Genomic DNA, 16,700 nt, shown 5'->3' with positions numbered 1-16,700 from the left:
GCGGGGAGGGGCAAGGGGTGAGGCACCGCGCGAAGCTCGACGCCTCGATCGCGGCTTCCGACGTTACGCCCCGAACAGCGACCAGAAGCCGCGCCACGCGCGCCCGAAGAACCCGGCCTGGGCGACGTCGTTCTCCGCCACCAGCGGCACGGTCTGCGAAGGCAGGCCCGGCGAATCGATCACCAGGTCCGCGATATGGTCGCCTGCCTTGAAGCCGGCGGGCACCGGGCCGTTATAGACGATGCGGCCCTGCATCTCCGGCGCGGTGCCGGCGGGGACGGTGGCGCTCAGGTCGCGCGGGGCGATCACGCCGACGCTGCCCGACGTGCCGCCCTGGACCTGGACCTCGCCGACCTTGCGGCCCTTCTTGACGATCGCCTTGCCCTGCCAGGCGCGGAAGCCCCAGTTCATGAACTTCACCGATTCCTCGGCGCGGCCATTATAGGTGGTGAGTCCGGCGACGACCATGACGAGGCGGCGGCCGTTCTGCTCGGCCGAGCCGGTGAAGCCATAGCCGGCTTCCTCGGTATGGCCGGTCTTCAGGCCATCGGCGCCCTGGACCTTGCCGAGCAGCGGATCGCGATTGTCCTGGCTGATCGCGGCGCCGGCACCCAGCGTCTTGCCCCAGGTGAAGCTCGGCAGCGAATAGAATTGCTTGTAGAGATCGGGGTGGTCCTGGATCGTCGCCTTGGCGAGATGCGCCAGGTCACGCGCGGTCACATAGGTGCGGCCTTCGTCGGGCCAGCCGTTCGACGTGCCGAAATGGCTGTTGGTCAGGCCGAGCTTCTGCGCCTGCTCGTTCATCCGCTGGACGAACGCTTCCTCGGTGCCCGAAATTCCCTCGGCCAGCACCACGCAGGCGTCGTTGCCCGAAAGCGTCACGATGCCCTTGAGCAGGTCGGAGACGGTCGGCTTCTCGCCCACCGCGAGGAACATGGTCGAGCCCTGCGAATGCCACTTCTTCCAGGTCTCGGGCTGCACTTCGATCTGCTTGTCGAGCTTGAGCTCGCCGCGCTTGATCAGGTCGAAGGCGACATAGACCGTCATCATCTTCGCCATCGATGCCGGCGGCATCCGCCGATCGGCGTCGCGCGCGAACAGCACCGCGCCGGAGGACAGGTCCTCCATGTAGGCGACGGGCGCGGTCGTATCGAAGGGCGGCGGGCCGGCGGCGTTCGTCGAGGTGGCGGCGGCGAGCGCCAGGAACGATGCGGCAAGCAGCAACTTCTTCATGTGATTCGTCCGGCCTTTCAGTTGGCTTGGACGCGTGCATCTCCATAGCCCGCGCCCGCGGCGCGCCGTCGTGCCGCTTCGGCCTCGCCCGCCGTGGCGAAGGGACCGAGCTGGACACGATAGAGCCCGCCCCCCGGCTTTACGGACCCGCCCATGCTTTGGGCAAGCGCTTGTGCACGGCTGGCGTTAGAAAGTGCGGCGATCTGCACCACAAACTTGCCGTTCGCCACCGGGCGGGCCGCCACGGGCGCGCTACGCACCGGCGCCGGGCGCGGTGCAACCGTCCGCGGCGGGCTATAGACCGGCGCCGCATAGCTGGGTCCGCGCGGCGCAGCATTGGCATAGCCGGGTGTCACGGGCAGATGCTTGCGCAGCGCAGTGAGCAGCACGGGCGGCGCATCGGCGCGGTCGCTGGCGGCATGGCCGGCCTGGAGCGCGGACTTGTCCATCGCCGGCGGGTTCACGCTGCGGATGCGCACCCCGAGCGTATCGCCATTGGCGCCAAGCAGGCGCGCGGCACCGGCCGACAGGTCGATCGGATGATCGGCACCCGGCTCGAGCGAACCGGTCACCAGCACCAGGATCGTCTTGCCGGTCTCGAGCGAGGTGACCTCGACATAGGAGTTCGCCGGCAGCGAGCGGTGGATCGCCACCACGGCCTGATCGGCCGCGCCACCGCCGCTCACCGGGCGGATGCCGGCATAGCCGATCTCGTCATAGCGCGGCGTCTCGCCCGGCGCGGGCTGCGACGATCCGGCCGGGCCGGTCACACCGGCGGCAGGGTCGGTATAATTCTGGGGCAACGGGGCCTGCTGCTGCACCACGGGCGCAGGCGCACGGCCCGGCTTGCGCGCGGGCACGGCGCCGGGGATCGCATAGGAAGCGCCGGGCGCGCTCGCTTGCTGCTCCACGGGGGCGGGCTCGCTCCATTGCGGCTGCGGCTCGGGCGCCGGCTGCTGGATCACCGGCTCGGGCGCCGGCTGAACTTCCGGCTGGACCGGCTGCTGGCGCGCGGGCCGCGAGCGCAGCGTGCCGTCGGCGGCCCGCCAGGTCTCGGCGGGCTGGCTGTCCTGCCCGCCCGTATAGGCCTGTGCGGCAACGGAACCCATCCGCTGTGCGGCATGGGCATGGCTCGCCCCGCCGCCCAGGGCAGCCAGGAGCGAGAGCGCGAAAATGCTAGCGTTCGACCTCATCGGCGAGCAGGCCTACCGACAAAGCGTAAAAATTCGAGCAATTATAGTCGAGGATCACGCGATAATTTCCGGTGAGCAGATAGCCGGTCTTGCCCGGGCCGTCGGGCTCGAGCAGCGTCGCCTGGACAGTGTCCGCGGGCCAGGCGCGGGTCTGCGGCACCACGCCGAGCGCGCGCCACTCCGCCATCGTCTTCCAGCGGCTGTGCCGGTCGAACACGCGCGGGCAGCGCGGCGCCACGGTCTTGTTGACCAGCGCCGCGCGATCGAGATTGGCGGGCACGGTGACCGCGAAGCCCCAGGGCTGGCCCTTGCGCCAGCCGGCATTGACGAAATAATTGCCGATCGAGGCGAGCGTGTCCGCCTCGCTCGTCCAGATATCGGCCATGCCGTCGCCGTCGCCGTCGCGCGCGAGGCGCAGATAGACCGAGGGCAGGAATTGCGGCCCGCCGAACGCGCCGGCCCAGCTGCCGATCAGCTTCTCGCGCGGCACGCCGCGGTCGATCATCTTGAGCGTGTCGATGAATTCGGAGGCGAACAGGTCGCGCCGCCGCCCTTCATAGGCGAGGCTGGCAAGTGCGCGCGGCAGGTCGAACCCGCCCATCACCCGCCCGTAATTGGTCTCGTGGCCCCAGATCGCGACCATGATCGATTCGGGCACGCCGGTCTCGGCCTCGATCCGCTGCAGGCGCGGGCGCTGACGCTGATAGGCCGCCCGCCCCTGCCCGATCCGCGCGGCATCGACATGCTTCACGCGATAGGGCTCGAAATTGGAGATCGGCGCATTGGGCGCGGTCTCGGGCTGCTGCCGGTCGAGCTCGATCACGCGGGGATTATAGGTGAGCGTCGGCATGACCAGGTCGATCGTGCGCCGGCTCACGCCCTGTGCCGCGGCCTGGCGCGAAAGCTCGCCCAGATAGGATTGGAAGCCGGTCTCGTCCTGCGCGATCGCCGGCGCACCCACCGGCCCCGCCGCGATCACCGCCACGCCCAGTGCCAACAGGCTACGCATCACTCTACTCGATCCCCGCATGCGCCTTTTGTGCCACAGGGCAGCGCGATCCTGAACCCCCCGGCGCGGGCTTTCGTCAACAAATTGTGGCGGATCGTCGCCAACCGCATTAGCGGAAGGACCGACGCGGAGAGGTGGCCGAGTGGTTTAAGGCAGCGGTCTTGAAAACCGCCGTGGGTGGAAGCTCACCGTGGGTTCGAATCCCACCCTCTCCGCCACTATTTTCGGGGGATACGGGCATGTTCAAGGACTTGTTCTCAACGATCGCCGTGGTTGCCCTGATCGCGCCGGGCGCGGCGTTCGCCGGTTCCTGCGAGGACAGGGCCGCCTTCGCCGCCGAGGTCCAGCCCGACATCGACAAGACCTTCGCGCTGATGAAGGCGCAGGACAAGCCCGGCTTCACCGCAATGCTGCCCGCGCTACAGAAGCGCTTTGCCACCCTCCCCGCCACGATGCCGGCCGCCGAGCGCTGCGGGAGCGAGGTGCGCGTCTATGACGACCACCAGTTCGCCGCCTATACCGCCGCCAAGCAGGCGGGCCGCGCGATCGACGGCTTCCCGGCCAGCTCCACCTTCGTGATGCGCAACCTCCATTATGCCGAGCTCGCCTATGCGGTCGGCTGGATCCAGTACGAGATGGAGGATTATGCCGGTGCCAAGGCCAGCTATGCCAAAGGCCTGGCGATCGCACCGAACCAGCATGACCTGACCAAGGAATATGTCGCAACGCTGCTCGGCCTCTCGGCCTATGCCGACATCCCGCCGTTCATCGACAAGTTCCTGGCGACCGACAAGGATCTCGAGGCACAGGGCCGCGCCAACCTGATCGCCGCCAAGGGCATCGGTTTTGCCGGCGCCGGCAACATGGCCGCGGCAGCCACGGCGGCGAACGAAGCCAAGGCGCTCGATCCGACCAACGAATATGCCGATCTCGTGCTCAAGCTCGTCGCGCAGAAGCAGGGCGCCGCGAACTAGCACAAACCCCGATTTTCGCCGCCCCACCACTGTGGCATCCGCGCAACAGAGGGCGGAAAACTCGCGCCTGCGCCTCGGCGGCCGCCCGGCAAAATCCTGAGAAATCGTTTTATCTCAGCCACGTACAAAATCTGCACATTCCAATTATTTTACGTGTTTTTGCCGGAGTGTTTCCGGACCCCCCTATATTGATCGCGTGGCCCTCCGGCCGCGGAATATTGAGGGGGAAGGAGCAAGGCTCGACAAGCATCTCGCCCGTACGGGCTTAGGAACTCAGTATCGGTACGGCCGCGTCCTTGGCCGATCCGACTGTCGAAGCGAGGAGCCAGGGGAGCGGCTCCAAGCAAACGCAAGCAGCACAGCCACGATAGCCTCCGGCGAGACACGCGTCCCGCCGGGCGGGGACGTGCGCGCCTTGCCGCCGCATATCGCCCGACAGCCGGAACCCGAAACTCCGCCCGTACCAACGCAAGATTCCGCTCCGGCTCACCGAGGCCGGCGCACGGAGAGCATCGCAGAATTCCAGGGAAATCATGACCCCGCGGGGTCGCAACATTTCAAGGTGGGTACGAAAAATCATGAAGAAGCATTTCCTGTTGTTCACTGTCGCACCGTTCGCGCTCGTCGCTCCGGCCATGGCCGAGACTGCGCCGGCCGCACCGGCCACGAACGAAGCCAAGGCCGAGAAGCCCGAGGCCCAGCAGACCCCGGCCAAGAAGGGCACCGAAGAGGTGTTCTCGACCGGCGTCGCCAAGGGCCGCGACCGCCTCGACAGCGCCACGTCGACCAGCGCGCTGCGCGGCAGCGACGTCGACAAGCTGAGCGCGCGTTCGATCGCCGACATCCTGCGTGACGTCCCCGGCATCCGCGCCGAAGCCGCTGCCGGCGAAGGCATGGGCAACATCACCATCCGCGGCCTGCCGATCGCCTCGACCGGCGCCAAGTTCCTGCAGCTGCAGGAAGACGGCCTGCCGATCTTCGAGTTCGGCGACATCGCCTATGCCAGCGCCGACACCTTCATGCGTGCCGACCTGAGCCTCAACGCGGTCGAAGCGATCCGCGGCGGCTCGGCCTCGACCTTCGCGTCGAACTCGCCCGGCGGCATCGTCAACTTCATCTCGAAGACCGGTGACACCGACGGCGGCGCCGTCCAGCTCTCGGCCGGCCTTGACTATGGCATGCACCGCGCCGACTTCGACTATGGTGCGCACATCACCCCGACGCTGCGCTTCAACGTCGGCGGCTACTACCGCCAGGGCGCCGGCCCGCGTGACACCGGCTTCGATTCGACCCGCGGCGGCCAGATCAAGCTGAACGTCACCAAGGAATTCGACGGCGGCTATATCCGCATCTACGGCAAGTATCTCGATGACCGGGTCGCCGCGTTCGACCTCACCCCGGTCGGCGTCACCGGCACCAACGGCAATGCCGATTTCCACAACATCGGCGGCTATGACGCGCGTCACGACACTCTGAACTCGAAGTATTTCCAGAGCCTGCTGACGCTCGACGGCAACAACAACGTCACCCGTGACGACATGACCGCCGGCCAGCACCCGATCGTCAAGTCGATCGGCCTGGAGAGCAAGTTCGACGTCGCCGGCTGGGACATCACCGAGCGCTTCCGCTACGCCGACATGTCGAACCACTATATGGGCATCTACTACACCCAGTACCTGCCCGCGACCGCGCTCTCGGCTGCCTTCGGCGCGCCGGGCGGCACCGTCCGCTATGCCAACGGCCCGAACGCCGGCCAGACCGTTACCGGCCTGTCGACGCTCAACGGCAACGGCATCGCCGCGCTCATGCTGGTGTCGGACACCGACATGAAGAGCCTGGCAAACGCCACCAACGACCTGCGCGCCAGCCGCGTGTGGAAGCTCGGCAACGCCGATCTCACCACCACCTTCGGCGTCTATGGCTCGCACCAGACGATCGACTCGGACTGGAACTGGGCGACCGTGCTCAGCGACGTTGCCGGCAACGGTGAATCGCACCTGCTCGACGTCGTGACCGCGACCAACGTCAAGGTCACCCAGGACGGCACGCTGCGCTATGGCGGCCCGACCGTCGGCACCTTCCGCCGCAGCTTCCGCCTCGGCTACACCACGATCGCGCCGTTCGGCTCGGTCAACTACCACATCGGCAAGCTCGCGATCGGCGGCAGCCTCCGCTATGACTTCGGCACGGCGAACGGCTCGATCTACGGCTCGGAGCTCGGTGCAGGCCGCGTCGGCGTCGGTCCCAAGGACATGAACGGCGACGGCGTGATCTCGGTCCCCGAGATGCAGGTGGCGATCACGCCGCTCGCTCGCCCTGCCCCGGTCGACTACCACTATGGCTACCTGTCCTACTCGGTGGGCGTGAACTATCGCATCGCGGAATCGATGGCGGTGTTCGCACGCTACAGCCGCGGCGCGCGTGCCAATGCCGATCGCATCCTGTTCGGTCCGTTCGTCAGCGCCACCACCGGTGCGCTTGCCGACAAGAAGGCCGCCTATGACGCAGTGAAGCAGGCCGAAGCGGGCGTGAAGTTCCGCAACGACAACCTGACGCTGAACGTCACGGGCTTCTGGGCCAAGGCCGACGACACCAACCTCGACGCCACCAACGGCCAGCCGCTGGTCCGCGCGTACAAGGCGATCGGTGCCGAGTTCGAGGGTGGCTACCGGATCGGCGTCTTCAGCCTGAACGCCGGCGCGACCTACACCCACGCCGAGATCACGAACGACAAGGCCAACGCAGCGCTGATCGGCAACACGCCGCACCGTCAGGCGGACCTGATCTTCCAGGTCTCGCCGCAGGTGAACACCAAGTCGTTCAGCGTGGGCGCCGTGTTCATCGGCACCACCGGCAGCTACGCGACCGACGCGAACCTGCTCAAGGTGCCGGGCTATGTCACGACCAACGCGTTCGTGCAGTTCCGTCCGATCGATCGGGTCACGCTGGCCGTCAACGCCAACAACCTGTTCGACAAGCTCGCGATCGTCGGGATCGACGATGCGTCGGTGCCGGCGACCGGCGTGGCCAAGGGCCATGTCCTCACCGGGCGCACGATCTCGGGCTCGGTCCGCTTCGACTTCTGATCCGGCACAGGGCCCGGGCCGCGTCGAGAGGCGCGGCCCGGGTCTCGGCCCTTTTCGGAAGGCCCCCTTTGGGTGGCGCAACTCTGCGGTCGCAAGAACCGCCACCTCGATGAAGGCTAGGAAATATGTTCAAGGCCATGAAGATCCCCAGGAAGCTGGGTCTCTCGTTCCTGACGATCTGCGCGACGGCCGCGATCGTGATGCTGGTGTTCTACTCCAGCATCTCGTCGATTCGCGGCTCGACCGACGCGAACAATCTCAGCCAGTCGATCCACGCCAAGACGCTTGGCCTGGAGACTGCGCTGCTGCGTCAGAACAGCCAGATGCGCGGCTTCCTCGTTACCGGCGACGAGACCTATCTCAAGTCGTACAACGAAGGCGGCGCCGACTATGACAAGACGTCGGCCGAGCTAGAGGAGCTGCTCAAGACCGAGCCCAAGCTCGAAGACGCGCTGCTCAAGTCGCGCGACGAAACGCTCAAGTGGCGCAAGGACTGGAGCGATCGCCTGATCGCCAAGGTCAAGGCCGGCCAGCGCGACGCGGCCGAGGCCGAGGTCCGCGCTGCGGGCAAGGCGGTGCTGACCAGCAACGCCGTGCTGCCGCTGCGCGACATCAAGGACGCGCAGACCGCGCTGATCGACAAGAATGGCGCCAGCCAGGAATCGGCGATCAGCACGGCGCTCTGGGTCCTCGCGATCGGCGCGCTCGCGCTGATCGGCATCGCCGTCACCCTCGCCGTGATGCTCACCGGACTGATCGCCAAGCCGATCAGCGGCCTCACCCGCACGATGGCGGATCTGGCCGCAGGCCGGAACGACATCGCCGTGCCCGACACGGATCGTCGTGACGAGCTGGGTGACATGGCGCGCGCGGTGCTGGTGTTCCGCGATGCGGCGGTTGCCAAGCAGGCGTCGGACGCGGCGAATGCCCGCGCCGAGGCCGAGCAGAAGATGGTCGTCGAGACCATCTCGGCGCAGCTCTCCGAGCTCGCTGGCGGCAACCTCACCGCCGAGATCACGCGTGCCTTCCCGGGCGACTACGAGGCGGTGAAGACCAACTTCAACGCCGCCGTCGCCGAGCTGCGCAGCGTGATCGCCTCGGTGATGGAATCGACCGCGCAGATCCACACCGGATCGAGCGAGATCGCCCAAGCCTCGGAAGACCTTGCGCGTCGCACCGAAGCCAATGCCGCCAGCCTGGAGGAGACCGCAGCCGCGGTGACGCAGATGAACGGCCGTCTCAAGGCGACCGCCGAGGCTGCGAACCGCACGGTGTCGCGCGCCGACGAGACGATCGCGACCGTGACCAACGGCCGCGAGACCGCCGACGAGGCAATGCAGGCGATGACCCGCGTGAGCGAGTCGGCCAAGGGCATCGACTCGGTCATCGAAGGCCTCGACAAGATCGCCTTCCAGACGCGCGTTCTCGCGATGAACGCCGCGGTCGAAGCCGGTCGTGCCGGTGAAGCCGGCCGTGGCTTCGCGGTGGTGGCGGACCTCGTCTCGGCGCTCGCGATGCGTGCCGAAGAGGAAGCCGGCCGTGCCCGCGACCAGCTGACCGCCACCCAGACCGACATCGTCTCGGCGGTGGAAGCGGTACAGAAGGTCGACGGCGCGCTTGCCGACATCTCGGCCGGCGTCGGCGAAGTCCATTCGCTGCTCGGCGAGATGGCGACCGACAACCAGGCGCAGGCGACCGCGATCAGCGAAGTCAGCACCGCGATCGGCGCGATGGACCAGTCGACCCAGCAGAATGCGGCAATGGTCGAGGAAACCTCGGCGGCGGCGCGTCACCTCGCCAGCGAAGTGACCACGCTCTCCGAGCAGGCCCGCCGCTTCAAGGTCGGCGAGCAGGATCGCCGGGCGCTGTCGCCGGCACCGGCAAAGGCGAAGGTTCCGGCCTACGCTTCCCCGGTGAAGCCGCTTCCCGCGGCGGCGATCCCGGCCCTGGTGCGTCGCAACGACGCCGCCGCGGACGATTGGCAGTCCTTCTGATGCGGCCCGGCCCGGTGGTGCAAGCTGCCGGGCCGGCTCGTCTGTACCGGCGTATCACCGCTTCCAGGCGGCAAGGAAATAACAGATGAACATGATGCTTCCTTCGCTGGAAGGTGAGCTTCGCCGCCAGGCCCGGGTCGCCAAGCGGCTCGGCTCGCCCTTCGTCGCTGCGGTGCTCGAGGCCGGCCATCGCCAGCTCGATCGCGCACCGCGCACGGCTGCGCTGATCGCCGGCTGGCCGCGTGACCCCTCCGCCTCGGCGCTGGCGATGCGGTTCAACGCCGCGCTCCACGCGCTTGCCCGCCGCGGCGAGCTGGAAGCACTGCGCGCGCTCTACAGCCGCGAGCATGAGGATTATGACGGCGCAATCGGTGCCGCGCTTTCCGCGTCGGACGATTTCATCGCCGGCTATATGGAGAATACCCCGCAGACCAATGAAGTCGGCCGCGCCGCCGCGATCGGCGCTGCGCTGATGGTCGCTCGCCACAAGTTCGGCCTGCCCTTCGAGCTTTTCGAGCTCGGATCGAGCTGCGGGCTCAATCTCAATCTCGCCCGCTACGGCTATGACCTGGGCGGCGTGCTCGCGGGGGAAACCGATTCGCCGGTGCAGATCGTGCCGCTGTGGACGGGGCCGGCGCCCCTCCCCGCGCCGATCGAGGTCACTGCCGCGCGCGGCGTCGACCTCAATCCGCTCGATGCCGGCGATCTCGCCACGCGCGAGCGGCTGATGTCCTATGTCTGGGCCGATCAGCCCGGCCGGGCCCGGCGGCTCGAGCGCGCGCTCGACATGGCGCTCACCCACAAGCCGCGGATCGACCAGGCCGATGCCGCCTCGTGGCTCGCCGATCGCCTCGCCGAGCCGCAGCAGGACGGCCAGTGCCGCGTCGTGTTCCACTCGATGGTGCTGCAATATCTCACCAGCGAGGACCGCGCGACGGTGGTTCGGGCGATCGATCGTGCCGGCGCGAACGCCAGTGCCGAGCGCCCGCTCGCCTGGATCAGCTTCGAATGGACGCCGACGCGCAGCGAGGTGCGGCTGTCGCTCACCACCTGGCCGAGCGGCGAGACACGCCTGCTCGCCACCTGCCATGCCTATGGCAACTGGATCGACTGGCGCGGTTGAAACGGGAAGTGTCGGGCGCTCAGTCGCCCGGCATCGCCTTCCACAGCGCGGCGGCGACTCCGCCCCCGCCGACACTCAGCGGCGCGCTCTCTTCCTTGCCGTCGATGCGCAGCACCAGCATCGTGCTCATCACCGAACGGCGGAATCGCGGCTTGCGATAGTCGGACAGCGTATCATACACCGCCCAGCTGCCGCCGCGCGCGCTGGTCGTCTGCGTTCCGTTCTCGCCGGCAGCGAGATGCCAGGAAGGGCGGACGCGCAGTTCGGCGATGGAAAAGCTGGTCTCGGCGGGCAGTTGCGGGATCGAGCTTGCCGGCAGCGTGTGGAACCTGCCCTGCTCCACGCCGCGATAGGCGATCGGCAGGAAGGTTGCCGGACGCGCCGGAACCCCGCTCCTGCCCGGGAGGACACGCGCGGCGCCATCCGCGGCAAGCAGAGCCCTGAGATTGGGGATGATGGGCAGATCGCGATCGCCCGCCATCACGGTCGTAGGCGCGGCACAAGCGGCCGCACAGAGCAGCAGACCCTTAAGCATCACCAGTTTCCCCAGCAGGTGAAAGCTCGACGAGGATGTCCTAAAGCGTGGACAAGCGCAATCGGCCCGCGCATCCTTTCGGCGCGCAGGCGGTTCGTTATGCCGTAAGTGTTTCGAAAATCTCGGGAGTAAGCGCGGTCTGGAACTCGAGACCCGCTTCGAAATCGTCCGACCAGACGACCCGCGCGGCGACATGCCCGATTCCGGGCAGCGCCAGCCAGATCATTGAATTGGCCTTCACCACCGAATAGGTGGAGATACGTGCGCCGTGCAGCGACAGATCCGTCACCTTGCACAGCGCCCGATCCAGCCCGCCGCGGCCGATCTTCGCGTCGAGCGAAACCGGCGCGCGCATCGATCTGCGCCGGCCAAGTTCCTCGGCCGGTTCGAACTCTGCTGCGAATGCTCGTGCTGCGCTTGCCATGCCCGACAAGCTAGCCCCAGGTGGCTAACGGCGCGTTAACGTCGTAACGCGCCGTAAAACCCTTACTTCTTGCCGAGGTTGAGGCCGCCGAAGCGCTTGTTGAAGCGCGCGACCTGGCCGCCCTGATCGAGGAGCTGACCGCGACCACCGGTCCACGCCGGGTGCGCCAGCGGATCGATGTCGAGCGTCATCAGATCGCCTTCCTTGCCCCAGGTCGAGCGCGTCTCGAACACGGTGCCGTCGGTCATCTGGACCTTGATCATGTGATAGTCGGGGTGGGTATCTTTCTTCACGTCGAATTCCTTGGAAAGCCACCGGTTTCCGACCGGCAGGAGGGCGCGCCTAGCAGAGACACACACAGGACGCAACCTCTAGGCGATCCAGCTCCGCAGGCACTCGGCAGTCCATCTCGCGGCCGTGCGGCGAACGACGCACAGCTCCCCATGCCCCCATAGGCCATTGCCGTAGAAGGAGACCTCGACCAGCGCGAGCTGCCCTCGTTCCGAGAATATCGGATTGGTGACCGCGACCGCCATGGTCTCCCCATATTCCACCTGCGGCTTCGCCTTGCTCGTCCAGGTGCAACGGGGCTGGAACTGCGCGCTGGGATAGAGCGCCTCGCGTGCCTTCAGCATCGCGAACTCATCCTGCCGAAGCGGCATGCGCGCGATATAGCGTTCGCCGAAACCACTTAGATCCAGCGCATGCTCGGCCGGGCGGAGATCGACCGGGTGGAGGCGCCGGTCGCTCCCGGTCGCCACAGTATAGGCTGCCTCGATCACCGCGCAGCCCTGCGCGGAAGGCGCAGCGGGATCCGCGGCCATGCCAGCCAACAGCATCGCTCCAAGGATCATCCCGCCCTCCCGTCACTTGGCCACACCAGCCACCAGCGTCGCGCGGCAACGCCTGCCCAGATCGCCTCGACCAGCCCGAACGGCCAGGCGCCCTGCAGGAAGCCATAGGTCGAGCCCAGCAAGCAGGAAGCCGCAAAGGCAAGGATCCACCCTGCCCCGCGGCTCTCCAGCGCATAGGTAACAAGCATCGCGCTCACCGCGAACAGCCCGAACGCGGTCAGCAAGTCCATTATTCGGACGGCGGGTCCGCGATCATCGCGGTGAACTCGCACTCTGTGGCGACTTCGCCGTTGAGCATCGCGCGCCCTGCGAACTTGCAGACGCGCGAACGCTTCTGGATGAACTCGACCTCGAGGCGCAGCAGCACGCCGGGTTCGACCGGCTTGCGGAACTTCACCCCGTCGATCGACATGAAATAGACGAGCTTGCCCGAGCCGGCGAGCCCGAGGCTCTCGACTGCGAGCACGCCCGCCGCCTGGGCCAGCGCCTCCACCTGGAGGACGCCGGGCATGATCGGCCTTCCCGGGAAATGCCCCTGGAAGAATTCCTCGTTCATCGACACTGCCTTGATCGCGGCGATTCGCTGGTTCGGGACCAGCTCCTCGACGCGATCGACGAGCAGCATCGGGTAACGATGCGGCAGCGCCGCCATCACGCGCTTGATATCAAGCGGACCGATGTCGGTCGCTGCCGTAGCTTCCTCGCTCACCGCGGTTCGGCGGGCTTCTTGCCGGCAGCGGCCGGGGCTGCAGCCGGAGCCGGAGCGGCGCCGGCGGCGCCTGCCGGGCGCTGCTGGGCAGCCGCCTGATAGGCGCGGATCTGCTCGAGCTGGGCGAGCTGCTGCTGCAGCGCCTGGGTCTCGCGCGCGGGCTGCCAGTCGGCCGGCGGCTGGATGCCGACGGTCGGCACGGCCTTGTCGAGCTCGGCGACGATCGCGTCGCTGATATCGGCCGTATCCGGCGCGTACATGAACACTTCCGGCGACAGGACGACGCCGATCTTGCGGGCAGTGATGACACGCATCTGTGCGGCGTCATACTGGCGCAGGATCGATTCGATCGCGAACAGCTCCGATCGCGCGGCCGGCAGGCTCAGCTTGTTGACGTCGGCGTTCGCAGCGTTCTGGATCGCTGCGATCTTGTCGAGCACCGGGTTCTTGGCAGCCTGAGCAGCCTTGAGCTCGGCGTCGTCGACCTTCTTGTCCTTGTTGGTGTCGAGCTGCGCGAGAAGCGGCTCGGCTTCCTTCTGGGCGGCCTGGCGACGCGCGTTGATCTGGTCGAAGGCGCCCTTGTAGGTGCCCTGGATCTGCTGCTGGGCCGCGGCGAACGCCTTCGAGGCGTCGACGACACGAACCGGGCTGGCGGTGGCGATGCCGTTGACCTGCGCGTGCGCGGGAACGGCGATGGCGAGCGCGGCGGGCGCCGCGAGCAGCGCCGCGAGAATGCGCTTCTTGGTAAACATCAGAATTGGGTTCCTACGTTGAAGGTTACAAGCTTGGTGTCGTCACCCTTGGCGTGGAGCAACGTCTTGGCCACATCGATGCGCAGCGGCCCGAATGGCGAGTTCCAGTTCACGCCGAAACCGATCGACACGCGCGGGCTGGCGGTATCGCCGGCATAGCGCTCGTAGAACGGAGCAGTCGTGATCTGGTAAAGCGGGTTGATCGTCGTGCCGGCGCAATTGCTGGTCGTCGTGCCGAAGCCGACACGGCACGGGGTCGAGGTCGTGAAGCCGGTCGACGGGTCGGTCGCCGTGTAGAGCTGGTTGCCCGCCGAATCGAACTGGTTGGCGATGTTGGGCAGCAGCGAGGGCGAGCCGTCGGCATTGTACAGCAGCTTGCCGTTGGTGTCGGTCGCCTGGGTGAAGTCGATCGTCTTGCCCGGCTTGGTGATGTCGAACAGGCTGCCGGCCATGATGAAGATCGACGGGCGCAGGCCCATTTCGGCCGCACCGGCACCCAGCGGAATCTCGAGCTCGGCCTTGGTCAGGTAATAGGCCTTGCCGCCGATCGCGTCGTCGGTGATCTGGTCCTTGTCGGTGACGAGCAGCTGGTCACCGGTCGCCACCGAGCCGGTGTACGCGATGCGCTGCACGCGCGGGCCGACGCCGCGAATGTCGAAGCCGCGGAACTGCGGCTCGCCCAGGTAGAAGCGATCGGTGATGCGCACCGGATCGCTGCCCGCGGTCGTCGCCTTCTCCAGGCTGTGGATATAGCCGCCCTCGGCCGAGATCGAGGCGATGAAGCCGTGGCCGACATTCCAGTATTTGTCGGCGTCGAAGCGGGCACGCAGGTAGCGCACGTCGCCGCCGAGGCCGGCAAAGTCGCCGCTAACCGACAGGCGCGAACCGCGCGTCGGGCGAAGGCGGCTGTTCAGGCTGTCATAGGTCAGCGTCAGGCCCACCAGCGAGGTCAGGCGGTTGCCCACCGCCTCGCAATAATAGCGGCCGGCCTTGAGCGGGTCGCAGGTATCGACGACGCCGTCGCCATTGGTGTCCGAATAGAAGCTCGACTTGTCGAGCGTCACATTGTCCTGGGCCAGGTAGTAGCGGCCCGACAGCGTCCAATATTCCGTCAGCGGCACGCCGGTGACGATCTGGAAGCCGGTCGATACCTGGCTGTAGGTGGTCGAGCGGTCCGAGCCGATATAGTTGAACGCGTTATAGTCGCGGCGGAAGATCGTGCCGCCCAGCGCGATGTTCTTGTCGAACAGATAAGGCTCGGTGAAGCCCAGCTCGACCGACTTCGAATAGCTCGAATAGTCGACCGAGGCCGACACCGTCTGGCCCATGCCGCGGAAGTTGCGCTGGCGGATCGAGGCCTGGAGGATGAACTGCTCGAGGCTCGAGAAGCCGGCCGAGAGCGTCAGCTCGCCATTCGCCTTCTCTTCGACGTTCGCCTTGAGCACGATGCGATCCGGCGCCGAGCCCTCGACGCGCTCGACCTCGAACTTGTCCTGGAAATAGCCCAGCGAGTTGATGCGGTCCTGCGAGCGCTTGACCAGGAAGGTGTTGAACGCATCGCCTTCCGCCACGCGGAACTCGCGACGGATCACCTTGTCCTGCGTCTGGCGATTGCCGGTGATGTCGATGCGCTCGATATAGGTGCGATTGGCTTCCGCGATGTGGAAGTTCATCGCCATCGTCAGCGAGTCCTTGTCCCGCTGGAACTCGGGACGGACATCGGCAAAGGCGTAGCCGGCGATGCCGGCGGTCTGGCTGAGCTGCTCGACCGTGTCTTCCACGGCCTTGGCGTTGTACCAGTCGCCTTCCTTGATGCTCAGCGCGCTGGCGAGCTTCTTGTCGTCGAAGTCGCGGATCGCGCTGTCGACGGTGACCGGGCCGAACTTGTAGCGCGGGCCTTCCTCCACCACGTAGGTGATGATGAAGTCCTTCTTGTCCGGCGTCAGCTCGGCCACGGCCGAGATCACGCGGAAATCGGCATAGCCGTTGGTCAGGTAGAATTGGCGCAGCTTCTGCTGGTCATAGGCCAGGCGATCCTGGTCGTAGCTCGTGTTCGAGCTCATCAGGTGCGTGATGCTGGCGGTCTTGGTCGCCATCTCGCCGCGCAGCTTGCCGTCGGAGAACACCTCGTTGCCGATGATGTTGATCTGGCGGACCTTCGACTTCGGGCCCTCGTGGATCTCGAAGATCACGTCGACGCGGTTCTGGTCGAGGCTGACCATCTTCGGCTCGACCGAGGCGGCGAAGCGGCCCTGGCGGCGATAGAGCTCGACGATCCGCGCCACGTCGGCGCGCACGGCGGTACGGGTGAAGATCTGGCGCGGCGCCAGCTTCACTTCCTTCTTGATCTTGTCTTCCTTGAGCCGCTTGTTGCCCTCGTAGATCACGCGGTTGATCACCGGGCTCTCGCGGATGCGGATCACCAGGTCGCCGGTCTCGACGCCCTCGATCGACACGTCCGCCAGCAGTTCGGACGCGAGCAGGTCCTTGATCGCCTGGTCGATCGTCTCGTTGGTATAGGCGTCGCCCACGCGCAGGCGCGTATAGCTCATCACCGTTTCGGGCTCGATGCGCTGCGAACCCTGGACGCGGATCGACTTGATCGTGCGCGTCACGGGCGCCGGCAGCTGGGCCGGAGCCGTCTGCGCAGCGGGAGCAGGCGCCGCGGGGACCGTCTGGGCCGCCGTCTGTGCGAGCGCCGCGCCCGAGAGCATGGTGCCCGCGAGGAGGGTCGCAGTGGCGCGCGCGCCGATTTTCGTTGCCTTGATCGCAGTCACCATCCCACCCCAGTCGGAATCAAATACTCGGCCGTCA

15 protein-coding genes and 1 tRNA gene are annotated in these 16,700 nt (G+C 66.9%); 5 read left to right on the top strand and 11 right to left on the bottom strand.

Features of this window, described 5'->3' with window-relative positions; genetic code table 11:
• Window positions 1-63: 63 nt before the first annotated feature.
• Genes ABLE38_RS17095 through ABLE38_RS17085 form a run of 3 tightly spaced genes read right to left on the bottom strand, consistent with a single transcriptional unit; the run spans window position 64 to window position 3,435 of the window.
• On the bottom strand, window positions 64-1,233 hold the full coding sequence (locus ABLE38_RS17095) for a D-alanyl-D-alanine carboxypeptidase family protein (RefSeq protein ID WP_348975454.1): 1,170 nt from the start codon (window positions 1,231-1,233) through the stop codon (window positions 64-66).
• A 17-nt stretch (window positions 1,234-1,250) separates the two neighbouring features.
• Window positions 1,251-2,426 carry an SPOR domain-containing protein gene (locus ABLE38_RS17090; protein WP_348975453.1) on the bottom strand — a complete coding sequence of 392 codons (1,176 nt, stop codon included), beginning with the start codon at window positions 2,424-2,426 and terminating at the stop codon, window positions 1,251-1,253.
• Window positions 2,410-3,435 (bottom strand): lytic murein transglycosylase, encoded by a 1,026-nt coding sequence (locus tag ABLE38_RS17085; protein ID WP_348975452.1) that lies wholly within the window; start codon window positions 3,433-3,435, stop codon window positions 2,410-2,412. Before ABLE38_RS17085 ends, ABLE38_RS17090 begins: the two co-directional genes overlap by 17 nt.
• Before the next feature lie 128 nt (window positions 3,436-3,563).
• Between ABLE38_RS17085 and ABLE38_RS17080 the strand changes: the two genes are divergently transcribed.
• The 5 genes from ABLE38_RS17080 (at window position 3,564) to ABLE38_RS17060 (ending at window position 10,612) form a co-directional block, all read left to right on the top strand.
• Window positions 3,564-3,653 (top strand) — tRNA-Ser (locus tag ABLE38_RS17080).
• A gap of 21 nt (window positions 3,654-3,674) precedes the next feature.
• Window positions 3,675-4,409 carry a hypothetical protein gene (locus ABLE38_RS17075; RefSeq protein WP_348975451.1) on the top strand — a complete coding sequence of 245 codons (735 nt, stop codon included), beginning with the start codon at window positions 3,675-3,677 and terminating at the stop codon, window positions 4,407-4,409.
• Between the two features lie 578 nt (window positions 4,410-4,987).
• A complete protein-coding gene (locus tag ABLE38_RS17070) occupies window positions 4,988-7,495 on the top strand; it encodes a TonB-dependent receptor (protein WP_348975450.1) in 2,508 nt (835 codons plus the stop codon).
• Window positions 7,496-7,632: 137 nt separating this feature from the next.
• The gene (locus tag ABLE38_RS17065) at window positions 7,633-9,489 is read left to right on the top strand and encodes a methyl-accepting chemotaxis protein (protein ID WP_348975449.1); all 1,857 of its coding nucleotides are present in this window, start codon (window positions 7,633-7,635) and stop codon (window positions 9,487-9,489) included.
• Between the two features lie 85 nt (window positions 9,490-9,574).
• Window positions 9,575-10,612 (top strand): DUF2332 family protein, encoded by a 1,038-nt coding sequence (locus tag ABLE38_RS17060; RefSeq protein WP_348975448.1) that lies wholly within the window; start codon window positions 9,575-9,577, stop codon window positions 10,610-10,612.
• Window positions 10,613-10,631: 19 nt separating this feature from the next.
• Here the strand turns inward: ABLE38_RS17060 and ABLE38_RS17055 are convergent, their stop codons facing one another.
• The 8 genes from ABLE38_RS17055 to bamA all read right to left on the bottom strand — a co-directional run bounded on the left by ABLE38_RS17055 (window position 10,632) and on the right by bamA (window position 16,666).
• Window positions 10,632-11,147: a hypothetical protein gene (locus tag ABLE38_RS17055; RefSeq protein ID WP_348975447.1), complete on the bottom strand. Its 516-nt coding sequence runs from the start codon at window positions 11,145-11,147 to the stop codon at window positions 10,632-10,634.
• Between the two features lie 97 nt (window positions 11,148-11,244).
• Window positions 11,245-11,571 carry a PilZ domain-containing protein gene (locus ABLE38_RS17050; protein ID WP_348975446.1) on the bottom strand — a complete coding sequence of 109 codons (327 nt, stop codon included), beginning with the start codon at window positions 11,569-11,571 and terminating at the stop codon, window positions 11,245-11,247.
• 62 nt (window positions 11,572-11,633) lie between these two features.
• Window positions 11,634-11,864 (bottom strand): 50S ribosomal protein L31, encoded by a 231-nt coding sequence (gene rpmE, locus ABLE38_RS17045; RefSeq protein ID WP_348975445.1) that lies wholly within the window; start codon window positions 11,862-11,864, stop codon window positions 11,634-11,636.
• A gap of 78 nt (window positions 11,865-11,942) precedes the next feature.
• Window positions 11,943-12,425: a hypothetical protein gene (locus ABLE38_RS17040; protein ID WP_348975444.1), complete on the bottom strand. Its 483-nt coding sequence runs from the start codon at window positions 12,423-12,425 to the stop codon at window positions 11,943-11,945.
• On the bottom strand, window positions 12,422-12,655 hold the full coding sequence (locus ABLE38_RS17035; protein ID WP_348975443.1) for a hypothetical protein: 234 nt from the start codon (window positions 12,653-12,655) through the stop codon (window positions 12,422-12,424). Before ABLE38_RS17035 ends, ABLE38_RS17040 begins: the two co-directional genes overlap by 4 nt.
• Window positions 12,655-13,134, bottom strand: a complete 480-nt coding sequence (gene fabZ, locus ABLE38_RS17030) for a 3-hydroxyacyl-ACP dehydratase FabZ (RefSeq protein WP_348975442.1) — start codon at window positions 13,132-13,134, stop codon at window positions 12,655-12,657. Before fabZ ends, ABLE38_RS17035 begins: the two co-directional genes overlap by 1 nt.
• Window positions 13,131-13,886 carry an OmpH family outer membrane protein gene (locus ABLE38_RS17025; RefSeq protein ID WP_348975441.1) on the bottom strand — a complete coding sequence of 252 codons (756 nt, stop codon included), beginning with the start codon at window positions 13,884-13,886 and terminating at the stop codon, window positions 13,131-13,133. The genes fabZ and ABLE38_RS17025 overlap by 4 nt, the downstream gene beginning before the upstream one ends.
• Entirely contained in the window at window positions 13,886-16,666 is a 2,781-nt protein-coding gene (bamA, locus tag ABLE38_RS17020; protein ID WP_348975440.1) for an outer membrane protein assembly factor BamA, read from the bottom strand. The genes ABLE38_RS17025 and bamA overlap by 1 nt, the downstream gene beginning before the upstream one ends.
• Window positions 16,667-16,700 lie beyond the last annotated feature (34 nt).

This window comes from Sphingomonas sp. KR3-1, from assembly GCF_040049295.1.
Lineage (GTDB): Bacteria > Pseudomonadota > Alphaproteobacteria > Sphingomonadales > Sphingomonadaceae > Sphingomonas.
This window is presented reverse-complemented; position numbering and strand designations above follow the sequence as displayed.